The organism is Paraclostridium dentum (genome assembly GCF_012922555.1).
GTDB lineage: Bacteria > Bacillota > Clostridia > Peptostreptococcales > Peptostreptococcaceae > Paraclostridium > Paraclostridium dentum.
On sequence record NZ_WIPK01000016.1, the window covers coordinates 1 to 22,526 of the forward strand.

The following is a 22,526-nucleotide window of genomic DNA, read 5'->3' on the forward strand; positions in this document are numbered from 1 at the left end:
TATGTCTTAAATTTTCAATTTACATTATTGATTTGCTATTTCTAATTCATTGCTTACTAGCCCTGCTCCTACTGCTAGTATAAATGGAACTATCATTAAACTCCCTATTATTGTTGTCATCTTATTATTCCTTCCTCATTTTTTATTCTAAATACTTTAATATTCTATTGTTGATTAGCTGCATCTAGCTCATTACTTAATAGTCCTGCCCCTACTGCTAATATAAATGGTGCCATCACTACGCTTCCTATTACTATCATGTATAATCTCTCCTTCATTTTTTATATTTATTCTATACACTTAAGTTCATTTTAAGGTTTATTGATTTGCTATTTCTAGTTCATTGCTTACTAGCCCTGCTCCTACTGCTAATATAAATGGAACTATCATTAAACTACCTATTACTATTGCCATCTTATTTTTCCTCCTTTATTTTTTAGATTATATTCTTATATTACATCTATACTCTTAACTTATCTTTATCTTAATCTTAAACATTTCTTAAATATTTTAAACGTCTATTGTTGGTTAGCTAATTCTAATTCACTACTTACTAGCCCCGCTCCTACTGCTAATATAAATGGAACTATCATTAAAACCCCTATTATTGTCATGTATAATTCCTCCTTTGTTTTATTCGTTAACTCTATTATACATTTACATCCTTAAAATAGCCTTGCATCAACCTTAAAGATTTCTTACATTTTTGATATATTAAATTTATTATTATAATAAGTCTAAAAACAACAAAAACAGATATATAAAAAGGAGCATCATTAATGATGCTCCTTTTTATATATCTGTTTTTTTAGTTACAGTTTAAAACATTTTCAATTGATTTTTTAAGTGATTCAATAAATTTATTTTGAAGTTGATTTGATAATTCTAATACAGATAGATACGGGTTTAAATCTTCTAATTCAACAAGTAAAAGATTGCCTTCTTCATCTCTGCATGCATCAATCCTCTGGATACCATGATCTATATTATTCCATTCAACAAACTTCATCGCAAACTCTAAGTCAGATGTAGTTGCATCATATTCTTTTAATTCCCATCTCTTGCTTTTGTCTGGTGCATAAAGAGCATATTGAAACTCTTTATCTATATAGTAAAAAGACACTTCATATTCAAAGTTTATCGCTGGCTGAATTAATGTATTAAAATCACCCTCTGGAACTTTTTCATATAATTCTTCTTTTGTTACAAATTCCATTCCTATTGAATCTGCCCCATCTTTTGGCTTTATAACATATTTATCTATTTTAGGTAGTTTATTAATATCGCTAATTGAATCTACAGTACTGATTACAGGATATCCTAAATTAGTTAATTCGATCAGATAGTCCTTTCCATTCATATCTCCCTTTCCATCAAATGAGTTATATGTCTTTAAATTATTTCTTTTTATTTTTTCTCTAAAGTCATTATACTCTTTTGGAAAATTTGCAACAGGACCTGCATTTCTAAATATAGTTAAGTCAAAATTGTCATTAAACTTATTCATATCTTTTGGATTACAAATAACTAGATTAAATTTATCTACTAATTTAGATGTTATAAAAAGGTCTTCTTCATAGTAATTTCTTCCGTTCGCTTTATAATATAAATCTGTTACGAATAATATTTTTTTCATAATAGCGCACTCCTTTTTAATACATTCTATCAGATTGAAAAATATTTACAAGAAATTTTTAAAATTCAGAATTTTCATTTCATAAATAATAGACACTTCTTATATTTTCACTTTTCACCCAAGTTCTTGTTTATTTTAAATTTAAAAGGTCAAAATAATTCCAATTTTTTTGACCTTTTAAACTTAAATAATGTATATGTTATAGTATTTTAAATATATACATCGTTTAATTCAATTATATTTTTTATATTTCTATTAATTTTAACTATTAATAAATAATCCACTTATAAAATAATATAATGTTGTATTTGAAAAATTAATAAATTAAGAGTTAAACTGTTTTTTTAATGGGTAATATAAACATAAGCACCTTCTAATTTAACATAATAAAAAAGCACACAAAATATAGACTCTATATTTTGTGTGCTTTTTTATTATGACCGTATAGGTATCATTATCTTCAAAATAAATTCAGTCTCAGAGAAATTCACAGCAACTTCTCCATCATACTTATCTACAGTTCTTTTTATACTTGCTAATCCTATACCATGTTCATATTTATTATATTTACTTGTTTGTATTCCCTTTTTGGTAAAGTTAATTTTATTTTGTTTAGTGTTTATAATTTTTATTATGCAAAACTGCTTAATATAGGTTACTTTTACCTCTATTTTCCTATCTATCACACAATCTATTAATTTACATGCCTCTATTGAGTTATCTAAAGCATTTCCAAATATGGAACATACATCTATATTACTTATAAATCCTAATTTCGAGAAATTTATATTCGATTCAAACTTAATATTATATTTATTACACTCATGTATCTTTTGGCTTAGAATTATATCTAAAGTCTCATTCCCTGTATGAGAGATACTATCGAACATTCTTATTTCAAAACTTAAGTTATCTATGTATTTAATAATATCTTCTTTACTATTGTAATTTTTTATACACATCATGTGGTTCTTTAAATCATGATATACATGCCTTAAACTACTATGGACCTCATATATATTTTCATAGTTTTTGTAATTCATTTGAGTCCTTTCATTTATAAGCTCTGTTTCAAGTTTAAGTCTATCAGATCTTCTAATCCTAGCTATAACTACTAGTAATGAAATAGTTGATAGCATTAAAAGCATTGTAATTAATATTAAAAATACAATATTTAATTTGATTAATATTCTATTTAAAAAATTATATCCAAAAACTAATAATAAACTTAATATATTGTAACTTATAGAAAGACCTATAAGAGCCATATCTTTTGGCTTAAACTCTAATGCCAATTTAAAGTATCTTAATAATACAAACTCTGTTAACAGCAATACTTTAGATAGTATAATTGCTTGAATTACATACTTTTTTTGATTTATTAGGTAATTTAGATTTAATATATTATTAATTGCAGCTATAGCACCAATTGATGCAGTCTCTACAACCATTACACTTATCCAAAACAATATAGTTACTATTACACATTTCACTAAAAATTCATCATATACTAGGTTATAGTATATAATTCCAAATATTATATATAATAAAATCCTAAAATTTCTAAATATATCTGATACACTTACCACCACTAAAATACAAATTAAAATACCTATATACTGGAAAAACTTTATGTTGCTAATCTTTCTAATACTTATTACATCTAGTGTACAAAAAAATATTATAAAATTCATAAATACTATTGAGATTTTAAATATATCTCTAGTGTCTATACCTACTTTATTTAACATACTATATCCCCTAGAGTATTGGTTATCGCTAGTTTTAATCCTTTCGTTCTGTACCTACTTACAGGTATTTTCATGTCATTTATAAATATATATTCACCATCCATAGATTCAATTTCTTTTAAATTAACTAAGAAACTATTGTGACATCTATAAAAACTGTATTCTTCTAATATTCCCTCGATTTTTCTCATGCTCATCCTTACACTATGAACTTTTTTATTTGTATAAATTAATAAATTAGGCCTTTGAGTTTCAATATACAGTATAGAATCTATTTTTATTCTATCTATATAGTTCTTTGTGTTAATTGTTAAATAATTGCTATTTCGTCTTTTTAATTCCTTTACACAGGGTATTATATGTTTATTTAATTTATCGAAATCTATAGGTTTTAATAAGTATCTATAAGCTCTTACTTCATATCCTTCTTGCATAAATTCAGAATACGAAGTCATAAATATAATTTCTACGTTACTATCAAATGTTCTAATCCTTCTAGCTGTATTCATACCATCGATGCTATCCATTTGTATATCTAAAATCAAGATATCTAAATTATTAGGGTAATTCTCTAGTAGCTCTTCTCCAGATGTAAATTCATGGATTTCGTAACTATGTGCATTTGATTTTAATATTTCTTCTAAATATTTTCTAATAATTGACCTATAATGCTTTTCATCATCGCATATGCCAAGTACAACCATTTAAAAATCCCCCTAACATATTTTTTGTCATTACATAATATCTTATATCGGTACCTTTTTCTAGTTTTTAAAGATAATTGTCTCAGTTTAGTTGTTTTTTATCTATTACAGTTAATTAACTTAACACAAAAAGAAGTATTCAATTTGAATACTTCTTTTGTTAAGTTAATTAAATTTATGTTTATAACCCTAAAACACAACTATTAAAAATCTAAATATACCCTTTTCTATTTAGATTTTAATTAACTTTTATATACTTTTATCGACACTATGAGTTTGAATTTGAATTGAGATACTTAGTTCATACTTTTATGTATGTACTTATTTACAAACTATATAAAAAGTATACGTCTTAAAAAAACTTTGTTCAATGCTTTGTTGCATACTAGACCTTAACTTATGCATTTTAGATATTTTTTAATTAAAAGCTAAATTTCAACTAAATACGCAATTTTTAAATAGTATAATAATATGGAGGACTAGTGTCCTCCATATTGTTGGGGGTGGTAACTTGGAAAATAAGAAGGATTGGAGCTATGATAAAAAAATAGATTATATAATTAGTCTCCAGGAAAAAGGGCTATCAAGAAAAGAAATTGCTGAAAAAATGAGTTATACAAGAGTTGATACTTTAGATAGATTCATGAAAAAATATGGATATCAAAAATTTGATGGTAAATTCATTTTAACCGTGGATAATATATATCCTAAACATAACTCAAACTCACTTATTTCAAGCAATTATGACCCATTTACAGTAAATTCAAATCAACTATTTAATAACTATGAAATTCAAGAAAAACTATTAAATATCGTTAAAAATTACGATAAGATAATTAGTCTTATAAATAACTTTGAATCTAAAGAGGACAGTTGTCCTATAGATGTAATCGAGGTAAAGACTGGCCTTCAAATAAATTTCAATAAATCTGAAGTTGTAAAAACTACAATCAGATTAGATAAAGATATATGGAATGATTTTTCTGATTTATGTAAAAATAAATATTCTCATTTAAATAAACATGACATTATAAGTAAAGCATTTTTAGAGTTTATAGATAAATATAATTAACTTTATTGATATCTAGCTTTTAAATGTAACAATAACTCCAACCTAATATAATCAAATGGTGACTGCATACATATATTAGTTGATAAAATAAGGAGGACAAACGTCCTCCTTATTTTATTTATAAGCCTATATTTATATATTCCGCTTATCATATCCCTTTATAATTATTTTAACATGACGATAATTATATTTAGAATCACTATTTCTTTAATATAACAATGAGGTGACCCCTATGAGAATCGAGTACAATGACAATAAGTCTATTTTAAAATTCAATTTTTTAAAGAACAAAGATTTAAAAAAGCAAAGTAACTTTTATTTTATTTTTGGAGTAATAATTTATATAATCTATACCATTAATACTTTTAAATCTTATACTATAATAGATGAAAGTTTTAAGGTGTTTTCCATTAGCTTATTTTTTAATTTTATATTAATGATATTAACTTTTATAATTTTTCATTTATTCTATTTTACAAAATATAATAGTGAATTTATACCTACAAATACTACTTTAATTATTACAGTAATTACTTTTCTTCCATCTGTAGCATTATTGTTTTTATCTATTTAAAAATTCACATTTGTAAAGTAATCAGCATATATTTAAAAGTAATTAAATATACATTTAATAGTGTATTTAATAATTATCTCTAATTTTGAAAGAGACTTGTTATCACGAAATAAGTCTCTTTTTTCTATACTTAAATAAAATTATCAACACTAAAACAATAAATAAAAAAATAAAAACGAGGTGTTAGTATAATGTTTCTACTCGACTTTATGGGCATAAGCTATTCAAATTGGCTCTGGATTGACTATGCTTTATTTGTATTTGCCATATTTATAATATTGAGTGTGATTTTCTATTTTGGTCATGGTTTCTGTATCATGTTCAAACAGAAAAAAGACGCGAAAAAACAAAATACAAAATCTAATTGATTTATCTAATTGATTTCAGACTGAATTCTATAATGGTATTAATATTTTATCTTTAAAGAGCTATATTTTTAGCTCTTTATTTTTAATTTTTATAAATATATTAAATTAGTATTTAAAAAGCATTTAATTAATGATAAAATATAGATTAAACTACTATTAAATGTATATTTAATATAAAAAAGGAGTAATAAAAGTGGCTAAAAATCAAACAATTTTAACACATATGAGCTTTAAGGGTGGTAGTTCCAAAACATGTTTAAATCTAAATTTTATACATCAATTTTGTACAAACTTTCCCAATAAAAAAGTATTGTTTATAGATGCTGATCCTCAATCAAATGCATCAGTATTTTTATTAGGAGAAGAAGTAATTCAATCCAATATATATACTTTAAAAGATGGGTTAGAGATCAATATTGAAATAGATAAGTTAATTATGAGATCTCCGCTAAGTAAATTTAAAAACTTAGATATTATAGCAAGTAATATAGATATGGTTACTCTTGAATTAGTTCTTAATACAAAAGCCGGTAAGGAATATACTTTATTGAATTACTTAACTGATGATAAGAATATAGATGTTTTTTCAGAATATGATTTAGTATTATTTGATTTAAATCCTGCTATATCTGTTTTAAATACAAATGTATTTATATGTTGTACAGATATTGTTCCTATAATAAACTACGGATGTTATAGTACTCTAACAGGTTATGATTTATTATTAAAAACCTATGGAGATATAAAGAAAGCTCTTAGAATAGATAAAGACGATATAAGAAAACCAGTTATCACTAAATTTGAAAAACAAGAAAACAACAAAATAAAAATGTGGTTAGAGTGTGCTACAGAAAAAGGAATTTTAGGAAATACATTTAAACAAACTATGAGAAAATCTGTTCACTATGAAAACTCAATATTATATAACGAGTCAATTAGTGAGTATGTAAAAGTTAAAGAAAGAAAAATAAAAACTGATATAGGAAATGAAATTTCCGACTTAATAAATGAATACATAGAAGAAGGTTTAATAGTTATTTAATGAAAATTTTTTAACTATTAAAAATACATTTAATTAACATTAAATATTTATTAAATATTAGGAGAGAAAGTTATGACTATTGAAAATCCAATGTTAAATAAGAAAAGCAGTTTATTAAACATAAAACAAAAAGTAGATGAAAAATCAACGGGCCAAGAATTTATTGAAAATAAAAATACTGATATTAATGTATTTGATTTAATAAATAAACCCAAATTAAAAGAAGAAAAAGTTATGATTGGAATTAAATTGAAAAAGGAAATCGCTGATAAGGTTAAATCTTTTTCTTATGAAAATAATATGACTGTTTCTCAAGTCTTAGAAGATATAGTCTGTAAGATGTTTGACTCAGTTGAGCTTAATGTAGACGCCTTAACTGCATATGAAGAGAAGTATAAGAAGAAATCAAAAAAAACTAAAAAATAGATTAATAAATTCATAAGAGGGAGGACAATTGTCCTCCCTTTTTATGGATTTATTAATCTAAATTAGATACTTTACTAATCTTGTAGAAAGTTTTTATTCCATTGTTTTTTATCTTGCTATTTCTTGGAGCTTGAAAAAACAATAGTATAAAAGATAATATATCTACTGATGCTCCTGCAGCATTAACAATTGCCAAAATTAAAATAATCATAGGGTTTACACCTAATAAGGTCATTATAATTGGCATTACAAATGACAATATTATAAATGGCATTATAGTTACTATCAAGTATCTATTTCTACTAATTATTTCTTCTGTATAAACAAAACCACCCCATAGTTTTACTGAAATAAATGTTGATTTAGAGTTTGCAAAGTTTGGAATACATACTAAATGAATAACTTCATGTAAAAATATATACACATATATGTATACTATATATATAAGTTTAATTGTAAAAACAAATTTCCCATCATAAAAAATTGAGTTTATAATTGTCAATAAGTCTTTATTTATAAGCTTAATAAAAAATATACATAAATAAATATTTATAATTGATATAGGTAATGATATTAGAGTTGCTGTAACTAAATTTCGAGGTTCTTTTAACATTTTCCAACCAGTACTAAGCATGTCCTTATTTAAATTAATATCTGTATCTGGTATTTTACTTATATACTTCATAAAAATTTCCTTTCATTTACATGTATGTGTATTCTATATAGCCTTATTTTACATCATTTATCATTTTATTGAACTCTTTTTCTGTAAATGATCCAACATGCTTTTCACCATTTAAATAAAATGTAGGTATAAAATCTATTCCAAGATCATCTCTTTCAGACAGAATATGTTTTTGCATCTCAACTCTATCTTTTTTAATAGCACCTAGTTTAAAAAACTCTTCAACATCTTTCACGTTTTTCATTTTACTCCATGTTTTATAATTATCCATTATATAATCTACCGTTTCTATTTTATCTAGGTTATCAATCCTGTTGAATATAACATCATCATACTTAAACTTTTCAAAATCAACATGCTTTACTACATAATATATTTCACCATTTTTAATTTTATCTCTTAATGTATCTCCTATATTTTCATGTAACTCGTAGCAGTCTATACATTGAAAACTCATATATTCTACCATTTTTATTTTGGCATTAGGGTCTCCATATGCTAGTCCATACTTTGTATCTATAGTTTCTTTACCTTTAGAGTATATTGAATATGCTGATATACAGATTGCAATAAAAGCAATAAATAAAACTAATTTAACTACTCTTTTCTTATCCATTTGCCCTCTTTCCTTTTTCATAGAAATTTTTACAAAACTTTGTTCTTGAAACTATCAATACTAATCCAATAAGTACTATATATAAAACTATGTATATTAAAACTAAGTTTGAACTTATGTTTAATTTGAAACTACTTTGTGCTACATCTAGCACAACGCCACCATTAAATAAGTTTACGCTTTTATTACTTATCAAGGAATATAATAAGTAAAAAACTATACTAAACGGTATAAGTATAAAATATGCAGAAGATATAATTCCTAATGTTTTTTTCATTTTATAGCTCCCTTCATTAGTTTTTTCATTAGAACTTTCCTAAGTATTCCTTTCCCATCTTGTGTAAAAGGTAATAAATTTATTGCATTAATTGCAAATCCTATTCCTAGAGTAAATATCATTATACTTTGTATTTTTATTGAAATTGCTATTATTGTTATTCCTAAAATACTTGGAATCAATGGGCCTAGCAAAATAGATAATAAACTAGATTCGGCATTTACCTTAACTATGCTTACCGTAAAGCTTCTTGCTAATATATATCCACGAAATTCTTGATTTTGAATTTTACTAACAGCTATATGAATCCATTCATGCATAACAAATCCACTTATAATTGAAAGTATAAAAACAATATAACAATCAATTGCATAATTTATCTTCTCATTAAACTCAGATGCTAAATTATGTTTAAATAAGTAAATAGTTGCAAATGTAATAACCCACATTACAAACAATTTTTTCGTTACTACATAAAGTAAAATAATCAAAGATCCAAATTTAGATTCAGAAACAGAGTATCTTTTCTTATACACATATTGAAATATGCTTATGTTTAAAAATAAAACTACTATTTTATTCCCTATTACCTTACTTTCAACTAAGTTTTTATCTTGTAAATTGCTTAATATATTTATTACATCTCTTTCTAATACAGTCTTTTCTACATTATACTTTTTAAGTAACTCTGCAACTATATCGTCTATAGTGTTTTTGCCATTAACTAACTTTAAAATTTCATAAGCAACCCCATTTAATGTAATGCTTTTATTTAAATCTTTATCAAAAATTAAATTTTCATTTAAATCTACGCTCTTCGGAATAATAAAAACTGTTTTTATTTTTAATAATGCTTTTATCTTTTCAATTAAAAATGTAAATAGATTCATCTAATCTCTCCTTTATAAATTAAAATGTGTTATTTAAATATAAATTTAATCTAATTTAGAATTTAACTTATAAAGCTTTGGTATCATCAACGTTATAGCTACTACAGATATTAAAATAAGTTGATATATATATGCACCACTAAATGTTAGTGATATTATAGAAATCAAAATACATATTGCCGCAAAAGATAAAAATACAATTATATTTGAAAATGGCTCTTTTTCTCTAACCGGAATTACAATACCATATGTGTAAATCACTATAACCCCCATTGCAGTGTACATTAATCCACTTTTAAATAATTCTATGTTTATGCCTAAATACGTAAATACGATAAGAAATAGTATCGTATACAGCAATATCCCAATAATAAGATTGCCTATTAGTTTTCCATAAGAAATTAACTTACTAGAAATAGGAACTATATTAGAGTAAATAGTGAAATTTCTATCTTCACCAAATGAGCTTAGTGCAAATATTGAACAAAAACTTGATAAAATTAAATTAGCAATTGTTTTGTCTATAGTATTTGGATCTAAAAAACCTACAGATATAATTATGCATATTAATACAAAGAAATTTGAAATATTAGTCTCACTTCGTACAATATGTTTAATTTCTTTTATTACAATCCATAACATTTTACCTTTGTATTTTGGTATATATTTAAAAAGCATTAAATTTCTATTATCAAGTTCAATCCCAGCAAATACAATCGTTATTAATATTCCTAAAATCAAAATTACTCCACTTAGAATCAGACAGACTTTTACATCTTTGTAGTTAAAGTATCCATATCCCAAACACATATCTATAACAGGTAATAAAATATTTACTATTGATATCCTATATGTATTACTTTTAACTAAAAGATTCTCTAAGTTAATTTTGCTAACTAAATAAATAAACGTATTTATTCCTAAAATAATTGAGGCTAATTCTCTGATAAACTTTTTATGTGATATAAAGTATAGTAATCTAATTATTAATAGATAAATAATATTTAATAAGAAATATGTCAATAATGATTGCAAGATTACAGATATTAAATATATAATAATAATTTTTATATCAACCTTGGATCCTATAAATGATGGTAGGTGAAAAAATGTTACATAGCATAGATTGGTAATAATTATAAAAAATAATTCTTGAATTGTTTGTGCACATATCTTCTCTATTTTTGTAAGAGGTAACCATTTTATCATTCTGCTATAATTGCTGCTATCATTATCTGAGTTGATTAGTATTATGTATATAACAAAAGTAATTAAAGTTACATTTAGCATACTTGATGAAACAAATGAAAAAAACATACTTTTATTTCCACTAATAATAGCATTAATCATAGGCGAAAATATCTTATACGAGATTACGGTTCCTAAAAGAATAAAAAATGGTACTACAATAGATATAAAAACAAAATATTTTTTAATTTTATTGTATAAACTATTTTTAATTCCCTTAAGCATTGTTGTTAAAATTAGAAATGATTTCTCCAATCTCATTTTTTCTGTCCTCCCCTATAGCAACTTTCATAAAAACTTCTTCTAAGTCTTCGCATTGAAATTCTTCTTTTAAAAGATGACTTGTGCCCTTTGCTACAGTATTACCTTTGTAAAGCATTATTACCTCATCCGATAATTCTTCAATTAAATTTAAATCATGTGAACATAATAATATACTTCCTGAGCTTATAAAACTCTTAAAAAGCTGTTTTGTTATTATAATTGATTCTATATCTAACCCTCGGAAAGGTTCATCTATAATTATTACTTCGCTTTCTAATGAGAAAGCAACTATTATCTGAAGTTTTTTCTTCATCCCATGTGAATATTCTTTTATCAAGATATCTAAAAAGTCTTGCATATTATATAGTTTGATTAATTTTTTTAATTTATCGTTTTTCTTTGTAGAGTATACTGATAAAATAAAATCTATATATTCTCTTCCCGTCAATGACTCTGGCAGTATCAATTCATCTGGGATATATCCAACTTTCTGTTTAAATTTTAGACTATCATTTTTATAATTTTCATATAATATTTTACCTGTATCACTTTTGATAGTCCCTAATATTAAATTAATTGTTGTAGTCTTTCCAGATCCATTAGGACCTACAAGTCCTAAAACTTTATTTTTATTTAAAGAAAAACTGAGATTTTTTATAGCAACAATTTTATTGTTATAAGTTTTTGTCAAGTTCTCTACATAAAGCATAGTTTACACATTCCTCCCAGTACTTAAATCAATTTACAGACTTAGGTGTCCTAAATTTAAATCTTTCTCTTTTGTTATAGTTTTAAATTCTTTAGTATAATTTTAATAAATTAAAGTCCTATCTATTTACACTCTATATTAACGTTAAGCCCATTTTCCCACTTAACTCCACCAGTGAAACTTCCTTTACCTTGAACTAAACACCAAACTGCAGCTCCTAAAACAACAGTAGCTCCTAATGCTAAAAGTACTGCTACGAAAACTAAAAACCATGCTTGTTCCTCAGTTATTTCAAAATTATCACACTCTATTACAGGTGCATTGTATTGTATTAATTCCATTTCCCAATCTCCTCCTATAATTTAAATAGAACACCTAAGTCAAAAGACATTGTTAGATATTTGACAACCTTGCCTTTGTATAAATTGTTACATATCAAAAAATCGTTTGCAATATCCAGCTCGAATAATGTCAAAATTTTTATATAATTTAATAAATTGAAATAAGTAAACGTATTTAGTTAATCTACTACATATGCTATGTAAGAATATTGGAATTTCATAATATTCACTTTCATGATGTAAGGATACTTTAAAAATAATTTTTTATATTTTATATATTAAAAATCAAATAAGTCTATTTTTATTGAAATTTGCGTAATTTTGTATTTTTTTGTCATTTTTTTCTCTATTAGCTAACTTTTTCTCTTTTCTAAAATTTAAAGTTCGGATGGAATTTAATAATATTTATTGTAAGTAGTTAATTCTAACCTATATGTTAAAACTTTTAAAAATACTTTATATTTAAAATGAAAAATTTATATTATTCTAAGTAGATGCTCATTTTAATCCAATTTTATTTGGTTTCACTCCATTTAAATTGATTTATTTTACTTAATATGTATAATAATTATCAATCTGATTTAACTACAAATATGTAAAGGAGTTCATCATGGTTTTAATATCTTTATTCCAAACCTTAAGCATTCTGTTATTAATTAATGTATTTGTAATTATATTTATATCAATTTTTAAGTTTTTAAAATCTAATAATCAAATCGATACTGAAATCAATAAATTAAAAGATAAGGAATAATATAAAGTTTTATATTGTAACTAATTTTAATTAGTTTTTTTTTATTTGTTATAGTAAAATTTTACTCAAATCAATATTAGGAGGATTTAAATTATGGAGAAAAAACAATATGTTTGCCCTAAATGTTCAAATACATCTTATGAAAGTGATCAATTTCAAGCTACAGGTGGAAACTTTGCAAAAATATTTGACATCCAAAATAAAAAATTTATAACTATAAGCTGTACTAAGTGTGGATACACTGAACTTTACAAAAGCAATACATCAGATGGATGGAATATTTTAGATTTTCTTATAGGTTAATATATCAAATTCAAATAAAAAAGGGATATTATATACTAATATCCCTTTTTTATTTGAATTTGATATTAAGGCTCTCATCCTATTTTATAAAAATTACAGTTTTTTCGATCTTTATCTTCCGTTTTTAGCTAAATTTTCTAAATTGCAATATATTTATCCATTTTGATGTACAAAAACTTTCTCATAGCCTCTGAGACGTTTTTATCGATATGTAAACTTTATTCTTTGATAGTTAATATTTTCTTAAAAAAGATTTTTATGCAAAGTTAAAAAATATATTGCTAATACGTATAATTAAATTAAGTATTAGGATAGAAATATAAATATGTCATATTGATAATATATTTTGATTTAAATAGATTAAATTAGAACAGAAAAGTATCTTTACTAGTCTTTACTATTATTTAAAATAATATTTAATAGTATTTATAGTATTTAAGCAGCAGTGAAAGCCTTGAAATTACTTATACTGAAGCAATTAAAAGTGTCAGCTTGATAATTAAAAGTGTCAACTTGATAATTAAAAGTGTCACTTTGATAACTTTTATGTGTCAACTTGATAATTAAAAGTGTCACTTTGATAATTAAAAGTGTCACTTTGATAACTTTAAAAGTGTCACTTTGATATCATATTAATATAGCAAAAAGTTAATACTGTTAAATTAAAGTGTCAAAATTGTAAAAGTGACACTTTAAAATTATACATATGATATACTAGTTTTAGTAGTTAATAGAATTGGGGGATATTATGAGTAATTTAACTGATATAGAAAATCCAAAAATACTTATGAAAAACAATGTGCTAATACAATCTAAATATAGTTTAACATTGAATGAAAATAGAATATTTTTGTTAATACTTTATAAACTTCAAAAAAACTATAATGGATCAATGCATTGTGATATTCATTATGATGAATTTAAAGAAATAATAAAAAGAACGAATGATAGAACTGTGAAAAAAATAAGTAGCTATTTAGAAGGTCTTATGAACAAAAGTATATTTTTCATTGAAAAAAAGAGAAATGATAAATTGATTTGGGGACAATACAATTTTATATCAGGATACCAGTTTGATGAAGAAACTCAGATTTTTAGAATCGAAAGCCCAAAAAAAATTTATACTTTACTAGATCAATACTTAAAGACAGGATATACTCCTGCAAACTTAGCTATACTATTTAGTTTAAAAAATTATAATGCTCAAAGATTATATGATTTAATAAGAGTTTGGTCAGGAACTAAACAAACTATAAATTATAAAATTGAGGATATAAAGATGTATTTAATGCTAGAAGATAGTTATCCTCAATATTCAAATTTTAAAAGACGTGTAATTTTACCAGCAATAAAAGAGTTAAATGAAAGTGGTTTTTTTGAAATAGATATAAAGGAAAATAAATCAGGAAGAAAAGTTGAATCAATAGATTTTATAGTAAAAGACTTAGATAAGAGAAAGTACTTCTCTAAAGATGATGTAATTGATCAAATTGGGGAGTCTAATATTTATGAACAATCAGGTATACCTGAACCATTTGAAGAAAATAAAATAAATTTAAAATTAGAGAAATCTATTTTAAATAGAGAATTTTTTATTCCAGATGAAACAGTTTTTACAAAAGGAACCTTAAGAAGTTTTAAAATGGATTTCGAAAATATAGACTTTAAAAATGATTATATGAAAAAAGCATTTGATGATGCGGTTATGATAACTCTAGATAAAGACGATGTTGAAACTATAAAAGCCGTATCATATAAATTCTTTAAGGGAACCTTAGATAATAAAATTTTGGAGTACAAGAAAGAGTGTGAAGAAGATTTAAAGCATAAAGAAGAAATGGATTTATTTTGGTAGTCTTAAAATATGTCAACTTGATAATTACAAAAAAGTTTAAATAATCAAATGTATATAGATATTAAACATTTCAATTATAGTAGAAATAGTAGACAAATAAATCAAAATGTGTCATATTGATAATTTTAAAAAATTATTATGTATCAAAACTTCAAGTTAAATGCTAAGTGATTGAAAATACTAATGTTTAACTATCTAAAATTATAATGATTTCAAAAAAGATTTATATAAAGGCAACACATTGATAATTAAAATTAAAAAGATACTGTTTTTTAATTAAAAAACAGTATCTTTTTGATTAACTATAGCTATTTACCATCTTCAATATCTTCAACATATTCTAAAATATCTCCTGGCTGGCAGTCCAATATTTTACAAATACTATTTAAAGTTGTAAACCTAACAGCTTTAGCTTTATTATTTTTTAATATGGAAAGATTAGCCATAGTGATTCCAAGCTTTTCAGAAAGTTCCGTTGAACTCATTTTTCTCTTTGCCATCATTACATCTAAGTTAACTATAATCGCCATAATATCTCCTTATATAGTCTTATCATTTTCTTCCTTTATTTCAATTGCCATAGTATATAACCTACCTAATACCAAACTTAAGAATCCTATAGCTAAAGAAATAAATGAAACTAAAATAGCTGGTATTATGTTAAGGGCATAAAGGTAAACATTAAATAAGTAACATAAAAATAATTGTACCACATTAAATATCAAAATTTCACTAAAAGCACATATTGCTATGGATTTTAGATGATAAGGAATTTGTCTTGAAAAAGGATTTTTTTTAGCTATCAAATTACATAATTTTTTTAATGATATTAATGCTATTAAATAAGGAATTGCACATATATATACTCCTAAAGATAAAATAATAGGTATATTTGAGCCAACTATACCTAGGCTGCTTTTAAAAAAAGCGGTAAGACCTAGTGGTAAGAATAGAAGTAGGCAGATTGTTAGTCCTATCCCTACCAAAACAATGTTATTTAGTATTTTTGAACTAATATTTTTTTCCATAATTATGACCTCGATTTTTTTTATTTGATGTTTTTTATTTTAATTATTTCGTAATTGATTTTATACAAAACAAAACTAAAAAGTCCTATAAATAAAGAAATAAATGAAATTAAAACAGTTGGAATTAGGTTAATCGAATATAAATAAATATCAAATAAATTACACAAAGATAATTGTACCATATTAAATACAAAAAATTCACTAAAAGCACATAAAGATATTGTTTTTAATAAATAAGTAGCTTCCTTTGAAAATGGATTTTTATTATCTATTAAACCACATAATTTTTTCAGTGTAATTAATGCTATTAAATAAGGAATTATGCATATATAAACTCCGGTTGAAACAAATAAAGATATATTTCCACCTACTAATCCCAAAGTATTTTTAAAAAAATAGTTGAACAATAAAGGTATAAGTAAAAACAATATTAGAGTTATAAATATACCTATTGAGACAATATTATTTAGAATTCTTGAGCTAAAATTTTTATTCATTATTTCATATCCTATTTTAAAAGATATCTATTGGCTAATATGTTTTTTCTTAAATAGAGATAGTATAACCCTAAAAATTAAAGCTAAAATTCCTATGAAAGAAAATAACCAGAATGTAGGTATTAAGAAAAATGGTTCTATAAGAGTTCCATCTGCGGCAACTTCAGATCCTATAATATTGAAAATTACTAAACATCCTAGTGCTATTAAAAATGGTATTGAATATAATATATTTTTTTTCATTGTAGATTCTCCTTTTAATTTGCTTTAATTAAATTATAACAGGTAATTATAATAAATCAATATTAAATTATTGTTTTTCGATAAAAAAATATTCTTTAGGAATATTTAGATATAAAATAAATAATGAAATTGCATAAAATATTATATAGAGTTTAATTAGATATTTATATGAATTAAGGTTAAATAATTTATAATTATAAATAAAAAAGGATCTAAAAGATTAAATAATAAAAATCTTTTAAATCCTTGGTAAAATGTATAAAAATAATATTAATTAATCCATTCAACTTATATTTTCTAAACAGTTAATCATAATAACCATTAATTACTTTAGAGATAGTACATATACTCCAATTAGAAATATTGCTTATTTCTCTATAAGTATACTTTTTCATATTGAATAAATTTTTTATATTGTCTATATCATTTTGTGATATTTTTTTACTTCTTGGCTTTAAATTTGGATTAAACTCTTTAAGTTGGTTTTTTAATTTGGATATTTCATTTACGGATTCTTTATAGTATTTTCTCCACTCATTAATAAGATTTTCTTGCTTTTCCATTTCAGATTTTAATTTAACAACTTCTTCTTCTAATTTTGAAATTTTAATTTCGAGTCTAGTTTTTTCAAATTGAAGTTTTTCAACTTGCTTTTTATTAGATAAACTAATCATAAAAAACCTCCGTTAATAAGCTACTTAACATTAACTGTAGTATATTCTAAAAAAAAATCAACTATTTTTTTTGAAAACCTAAATTTATTATTGTTAACAAGCTAAATAACAAATAGAAAATAAAAACTATTAAATTCCTAGTTGAAATAAATATTTGCAAATGTGAAGAGCTTTAAATATTCATGTGTAAACTAAAAAGCTGAATTGAATACATTATTAGTATGAATTTTTAGATATTAATTAAATTAACAAAAAAAGATTGAACAGAAGGGGTAGATTGACACATGGAGGAGAAACACAAAGAAGAGTACTTTAATATTATTAAGGAAATCTTGGGTACTGAATCTAACATAAGTAAATCCTTTGATGTATTACTAAATAAAATTATACTAAATGAATTTGATTCTATAGATGACTATAACTATAAATTAAATTTAATAAAAGATATTTTAAGATATCATAACGAAAGAACGTATTTATTACAAAAAATATTGCATGATTATTTAAATTTAATTACATTTTCAAATGAGTTTAAAGATTTAAAAATTAATGATAATACATCTAAAGATAATTACATTAATAAAAATAATTTAAATAAGGATTTAGAAGAATTAAAGATTGATGATGATTATGAAATAATAGATAGGTGTAAAGTAGATTAATACTTATAATTTTGTATATATACAATTTAATCATGCAATAAAAAAAGATTAAATATACATTTAATCTTTTTTATGGTTTCTTGTTTTTCGTTGAAATAATTTGTTATTTTTAAATGATATTTTTATAAATGCAAATATACATAAAATAGAAAGTAAAAAAAGTAGTATATACGAAAGTAAATTTTTTATACCAAATAATAAAATTATATTGATAATTAAAAAAGTTCCATAAAAAACATACTTATTTGCATCTTTATCATCTGTATGATTTAAACTTAGTGCCAATATAGACAATAAGATAAAAATCAAATTTGTTAGCATAATTATCACCTACAAAGTTATTTTTATTTAATAAACTACTTTAATATGTATAGTAATAAGTTATACCCGTATATATGTTTTTGTAGCAGAAAATTCATATATATGGACAATATATTAATACTTAATTATATTTAAACTTTTAATACTAGAGATAACATGAAGTATCTATTAAATTAATTTTAGTATTTAACTATTTTAGTGACTTTATATTTTCAATTATATGATCATGTATTTCAATCAATGAATCGATATCTTTAGAATCTAGACCATCAAGAGCTAGTAACATTGCTTTATAAGCATATGCATTATTTTGTGATTGTTGGTAAAGATAATCACCTTTTTCTGTAAGATTTAGTATAATCTTTCTTCTATCTATTGTTGATGATTTTCTTTCAACTATATTTTGTTCAACTAATTTATCTACTATTAAGCTTACGGAACTTTTTGAAAGCGACATTGACATTACCTCAGTAAGATTTTTTAGTGTTAAGTCTGAATTTGTAGCTAATGCATTTAAAATAGATAATTGTTGTATAGTCATCCCCAGTTCATGAGCATTTTTTTTTGTAAAATCACTAGTTTCTTTTATCACTGAATAGAATGATTGCAATACTTCTATTGCTTTTTTTAATTTAGCGTCATTATAATCCATGAGTGCCCTCCAAAAAAATATTTTATGTTTAAATAGTTTTATATTAAAATTATTTAAACATAAAAATTTATTGATGTCAATTTTTATATACTATAATTATAGTATATAAAAATCCATCAGAAAACATTAATATGAAGTCTGATGGATTTACTATTTAATATATAACTAGTACTTTAAATTAGGGTCTTTTCTATATTTAGTATTGTTTTCATATACATGAGCTATTTTTAATAATTTACCTTCTTCAAATTTAGATCCTACAAAAGTAATGCCTATTGGCTCTCCACTACTTTTATATCCAGCAGGAACAGTAAGAGCTGGATAACCTGCAGGTGCATATGCGGTTGCAGCTTGATTACTTAAAGATACTATTACATCTGCATTTTTTAATATACTATCTATTTCTTTACTAGCTATGTTTTTATTGGACTCAACTAAGTTTTTATATTCTTCATAAGTCATTTTATTTGATAGGGATTTTTCTAATAAATCTTGGCCATAAGGAGCTCTATTTTCTAAATCTTCTTTATTAATATCAATTATATCCTTTAAGCTATTTACCCCATTAACTTTAGCGATTTTTAGATATTTATCTATATCAAATTTAAACCCAGCCTCTAGTGCTTCACTCATTTTTATGTTATTAACTTCATCAGAGAATGAAACTATCTGAGTTTGAGTTCCCATACCTTTGAATTCTTTTTCTATTCTTTCTAAAATATCAGATTCATTGCTTCTAGCCACAAAAGGTTTAAGTATAGCTACTTTTAGACCTTTTATTGATTTTTCAGTTAAATAGTTACTATAATTTTCATCTAAGTTTTTAGAGGATATTGTATCTTTATCATTTGCATCATATCCATATATAGAACTAAGTATTAAAGCCGCATCATCAACATTTTTAGAGATTACACCAGCTGTATCTTGTGATTCAGCTATAGGGACTATTCTATCTCTACTAACCAATCCTATAGATGGCTTTATTCCTACAACAGAATTCTGACTAGATGGATATATTATAGATCCAGCTGTTTCAGTTCCTATTGATGCAACAGAAAACCCACTTGCAACAGATGATGCTGATCCAGAGCTAGACCCACCAACATCAAATTTACCATAAGGATTTTGTGTTTGGCCTCCTAAAGCTGAGTATCCATTAGATGATTTTGTAGTCATATAGTTTGCGAATTCGCTTAGATTAGTTTTACCTAGTATAATTGCTCCTTCAGATCTTAACTTTTTAACAATAAAAGAATCTTCATCTAAAATAGAGTCCTTTAAAGCGTAAGAACCTGCAGTAGTATGCATTTTATCTGAAGTACCTATATTTGCTTTTAAAGTTATTGGAATACCATATAACTTTCCAGATCTTGTTTCTTTATCTTTTTCTCTTGCAATTTTAATTACATCAGGATTTAATTCTATTATTGAATTTAGTTTATTTATATCATATTTTTCAATTCTTTTTAAATAATAAATAACTAATTCCTCACAAGTAAGCTTTTTAGAATCATATAGAGATTGAATATCTTTTATATTTGCATTTGATATCAAATTACCAATGTTTTTGAATTTTAAATCACTCATTTGATCTAATTCAGCTTTAAATTGATTTATATTAATATCATTTTTTGATTTAGTAACTTTTTTTTCATCATACTGCATTTTAACTTGTTTGCTAATGCTATTCTCAATAATAAATGAAGTGAATTTCACAATTATTTTTTGAAAATTAAAGGCTATAATAACAATGAATATAACAATTACTATTAATGAATATTTTAAAAAATTTTTCACGATTTCTCTCCTCATATTTATAATTTAAGACTAGTTAATTTTAATTAAATTATAAATTAGTATTTTCTTATTTTTTCATAAAAACTAGTAGTTATTTTTTTAGTGTTACCTCCTTGAGGAAATTCTATCATAGAAAAAAGGAATTAAATCTTAATGTTTTCTTTCTTTAAGTGTCTTTTTCGTAACATAGATTAGAAGATGTTAATATATATGAATTATTTTGATTTGATTATTAAAATGAGAATGTAAAATTTGTAATTAAGATTAAAATACAGATAATAAAAAAGGTGACCTAAAATTCAGATCACCTTTTTATTATCTTTAGTTTTGCAAAATTATAAATAATTAAATTAACCAATCGTAAATCGAAATATTAGTATTTGAGCATTAAAAAGTAAATAGTGCGATGGTTGATATTGTAGATAAAGCTCCTAGAATTAATCTCCTAGAATTAAATCCCTTTTTATATCTAATTAAATATAGAAATAAATTAAAAAATAATAAAATCATTAAAATTTCAAGAACAATTTTTTTTACAATAAAGTTAGTAGGCAAAGCTGTAACTGTTATAAATAGCTCAGATAAAGTAATTAAACTTAGAACTATAAAAATTGATTTTTTTCTTAGTACTTTTCCTTTTTTAAATAAAGTAAAAAATAAAGTTAATAGACCTGTTAGTATAAAAAATATACCTATGATTGTCATTAATAAAAATACCATAAATTCTCCCTTTTTAATTTTAAATATGCATGTAGAGTAGAAATAATACTATTAAACAGGTTATATTATTTAACGATAACATGACAAACTTAATAATTATACATTTTGATATAAAAATTAGTCTTATATTTACATACTATTTTTCATTATATAGAGACCGATAAAGTTATAATACGGCGATAATATCAATTATTATATAGTAAAGTTAATAAATTATTATTTTTGTAAATCATAGTTATATGGTTTTGATGCTTTAATAGATTACAAAGTTTTTAGAGCAGAACATAATTGAATAGTTAATTTTAAAAAGCTTATTAACATAAAATAGTTGGGTATATAGTTTTTAAATTTTAATGTAGGTATATTTAGTTCGAAGCAAAAAAAATATAGTAAATTATTTACTATATTTTTAAAATG

General features: G+C 23.6%; 25 protein-coding genes. 6 read left to right on the forward strand and 19 right to left on the reverse strand.

Translation table 11 applies throughout. The features are described 5' to 3' along the window. Positions 1-808: 808 nt before the first annotated feature. From GFJ41_RS15730 to GFJ41_RS15740, 3 genes are all read right to left on the reverse strand, one after another. Entirely contained in the window at positions 809-1,636 is an 828-nt protein-coding gene (locus GFJ41_RS15730) for an ATP-grasp domain-containing protein (RefSeq protein ID WP_170075830.1), read from the reverse strand. A 434-nt stretch (positions 1,637-2,070) separates the two neighbouring features. Further along, positions 2,071-3,387: a sensor histidine kinase gene (locus GFJ41_RS15735; protein WP_170075831.1), complete on the reverse strand. Its 1,317-nt coding sequence runs from the start codon at positions 3,385-3,387 to the stop codon at positions 2,071-2,073. Continuing rightward, positions 3,381-4,091: a LytR/AlgR family response regulator transcription factor gene (locus GFJ41_RS15740; RefSeq protein ID WP_170075832.1), complete on the reverse strand. Its 711-nt coding sequence runs from the start codon at positions 4,089-4,091 to the stop codon at positions 3,381-3,383. The genes GFJ41_RS15735 and GFJ41_RS15740 overlap by 7 nt, the downstream gene beginning before the upstream one ends. A gap of 511 nt (positions 4,092-4,602) precedes the next feature. On the opposite strand from GFJ41_RS15740, the gene GFJ41_RS15745 reads away from it, so the two are divergent. The 3 genes from GFJ41_RS15745 (at position 4,603) to GFJ41_RS15755 (ending at position 7,573) form a co-directional block, all read left to right on the forward strand. Next, positions 4,603-5,163, forward strand: coding sequence for a hypothetical protein (locus GFJ41_RS15745; RefSeq protein WP_170075833.1), 561 nt, complete (start codon positions 4,603-4,605; stop codon positions 5,161-5,163). A gap of 1,135 nt (positions 5,164-6,298) precedes the next feature. Further along, the gene (locus GFJ41_RS15750) at positions 6,299-7,147 is read left to right on the forward strand and encodes a ParA family protein (protein WP_170075834.1); all 849 of its coding nucleotides are present in this window, start codon (positions 6,299-6,301) and stop codon (positions 7,145-7,147) included. A 72-nt stretch (positions 7,148-7,219) separates the two neighbouring features. Continuing rightward, positions 7,220-7,573: a hypothetical protein gene (locus tag GFJ41_RS15755; protein ID WP_021430852.1), complete on the forward strand. Its 354-nt coding sequence runs from the start codon at positions 7,220-7,222 to the stop codon at positions 7,571-7,573. Positions 7,574-7,625: 52 nt separating this feature from the next. On the opposite strand, the gene GFJ41_RS15760 is transcribed toward GFJ41_RS15755, so the two are convergent. The 7 genes from GFJ41_RS15760 to GFJ41_RS15790 form a co-directional block, all read right to left on the reverse strand. Next, the gene (locus tag GFJ41_RS15760) at positions 7,626-8,258 is read right to left on the reverse strand and encodes a DUF3267 domain-containing protein (RefSeq protein WP_170075835.1); all 633 of its coding nucleotides are present in this window, start codon (positions 8,256-8,258) and stop codon (positions 7,626-7,628) included. Between the two features lie 43 nt (positions 8,259-8,301). After that, complete coding sequence (locus tag GFJ41_RS15765; RefSeq protein WP_170075836.1) at positions 8,302-8,874, reverse strand: thioredoxin domain-containing protein; 573 nt, start codon at positions 8,872-8,874, stop codon at positions 8,302-8,304. Next, positions 8,867-9,151, reverse strand: coding sequence for a hypothetical protein (locus tag GFJ41_RS15770; protein ID WP_170075837.1), 285 nt, complete (start codon positions 9,149-9,151; stop codon positions 8,867-8,869). The genes GFJ41_RS15765 and GFJ41_RS15770 overlap by 8 nt, the downstream gene beginning before the upstream one ends. Next, positions 9,148-10,041 carry a PqqD family protein gene (locus GFJ41_RS15775; RefSeq protein ID WP_170075838.1) on the reverse strand — a complete coding sequence of 298 codons (894 nt, stop codon included), beginning with the start codon at positions 10,039-10,041 and terminating at the stop codon, positions 9,148-9,150. The genes GFJ41_RS15770 and GFJ41_RS15775 overlap by 4 nt, the downstream gene beginning before the upstream one ends. 45 nt (positions 10,042-10,086) lie before the next feature. Beyond that, complete coding sequence (locus tag GFJ41_RS15780) at positions 10,087-11,550, reverse strand: hypothetical protein (RefSeq protein WP_170075839.1); 1,464 nt, start codon at positions 11,548-11,550, stop codon at positions 10,087-10,089. Then, a complete protein-coding gene (locus GFJ41_RS15785; RefSeq protein ID WP_170075840.1) occupies positions 11,507-12,262 on the reverse strand; it encodes an ABC transporter ATP-binding protein in 756 nt (251 codons plus the stop codon). The genes GFJ41_RS15780 and GFJ41_RS15785 overlap by 44 nt, the downstream gene beginning before the upstream one ends. A 122-nt stretch (positions 12,263-12,384) precedes the next feature. Beyond that, positions 12,385-12,603, reverse strand: coding sequence for a hypothetical protein (locus GFJ41_RS15790; RefSeq protein ID WP_021430845.1), 219 nt, complete (start codon positions 12,601-12,603; stop codon positions 12,385-12,387). Between the two features lie 847 nt (positions 12,604-13,450). On the opposite strand from GFJ41_RS15790, the gene GFJ41_RS15795 reads away from it, so the two are divergent. Then, positions 13,451-13,660: a zinc ribbon domain-containing protein gene (locus GFJ41_RS15795; RefSeq protein WP_021430843.1), complete on the forward strand. Its 210-nt coding sequence runs from the start codon at positions 13,451-13,453 to the stop codon at positions 13,658-13,660. Between the two features lie 748 nt (positions 13,661-14,408). Further along, positions 14,409-15,515: a replication initiation protein gene (locus GFJ41_RS15800; RefSeq protein ID WP_170075841.1), complete on the forward strand. Its 1,107-nt coding sequence runs from the start codon at positions 14,409-14,411 to the stop codon at positions 15,513-15,515. Positions 15,516-15,823: 308 nt separating this feature from the next. Here GFJ41_RS15800 and GFJ41_RS15805 read toward each other — a convergent pair whose 3' ends face one another. The 5 genes from GFJ41_RS15805 to GFJ41_RS15825 all read right to left on the reverse strand — a co-directional run bounded on the left by GFJ41_RS15805 (position 15,824) and on the right by GFJ41_RS15825 (position 17,957). Then, a complete protein-coding gene (locus GFJ41_RS15805) occupies positions 15,824-16,045 on the reverse strand; it encodes a helix-turn-helix domain-containing protein (RefSeq protein WP_021430841.1) in 222 nt (73 codons plus the stop codon). A gap of 9 nt (positions 16,046-16,054) precedes the next feature. Further along, entirely contained in the window at positions 16,055-16,543 is a 489-nt protein-coding gene (locus GFJ41_RS15810) for a DUF2975 domain-containing protein (protein WP_170075842.1), read from the reverse strand. A 20-nt stretch (positions 16,544-16,563) separates the two neighbouring features. Beyond that, positions 16,564-17,040 carry a DUF2975 domain-containing protein gene (locus tag GFJ41_RS19830; protein WP_170075843.1) on the reverse strand — a complete coding sequence of 159 codons (477 nt, stop codon included), beginning with the start codon at positions 17,038-17,040 and terminating at the stop codon, positions 16,564-16,566. Between the two features lie 27 nt (positions 17,041-17,067). Beyond that, a complete protein-coding gene (locus GFJ41_RS15820) occupies positions 17,068-17,283 on the reverse strand; it encodes a DUF3955 domain-containing protein (protein ID WP_170075844.1) in 216 nt (71 codons plus the stop codon). Between the two features lie 305 nt (positions 17,284-17,588). After that, positions 17,589-17,957 (reverse strand): hypothetical protein, encoded by a 369-nt coding sequence (locus GFJ41_RS15825; protein WP_052169335.1) that lies wholly within the window; start codon positions 17,955-17,957, stop codon positions 17,589-17,591. Between the two features lie 284 nt (positions 17,958-18,241). Between GFJ41_RS15825 and GFJ41_RS15830 the strand changes: the two genes are divergently transcribed. Then, positions 18,242-18,619, forward strand: a complete 378-nt coding sequence (locus tag GFJ41_RS15830; RefSeq protein WP_170075845.1) for a hypothetical protein — start codon at positions 18,242-18,244, stop codon at positions 18,617-18,619. A gap of 60 nt (positions 18,620-18,679) precedes the next feature. Here GFJ41_RS15830 and GFJ41_RS15835 read toward each other — a convergent pair whose 3' ends face one another. From GFJ41_RS15835 to GFJ41_RS15850, 4 genes are all read right to left on the reverse strand, one after another. Beyond that, positions 18,680-18,940 (reverse strand): hypothetical protein, encoded by a 261-nt coding sequence (locus GFJ41_RS15835; RefSeq protein ID WP_035118958.1) that lies wholly within the window; start codon positions 18,938-18,940, stop codon positions 18,680-18,682. Positions 18,941-19,130: 190 nt separating this feature from the next. Further along, positions 19,131-19,592 carry a MarR family winged helix-turn-helix transcriptional regulator gene (locus tag GFJ41_RS15840; RefSeq protein WP_170075846.1) on the reverse strand — a complete coding sequence of 154 codons (462 nt, stop codon included), beginning with the start codon at positions 19,590-19,592 and terminating at the stop codon, positions 19,131-19,133. Positions 19,593-19,757: 165 nt separating this feature from the next. Continuing rightward, the gene (locus GFJ41_RS15845; RefSeq protein WP_052169334.1) at positions 19,758-21,389 is read right to left on the reverse strand and encodes an amidase family protein; all 1,632 of its coding nucleotides are present in this window, start codon (positions 21,387-21,389) and stop codon (positions 19,758-19,760) included. Between the two features lie 387 nt (positions 21,390-21,776). Beyond that, a complete protein-coding gene (locus tag GFJ41_RS15850) occupies positions 21,777-22,109 on the reverse strand; it encodes a hypothetical protein (RefSeq protein WP_152333298.1) in 333 nt (110 codons plus the stop codon). Between the last annotated feature and the right edge of the window lie 417 nt (positions 22,110-22,526).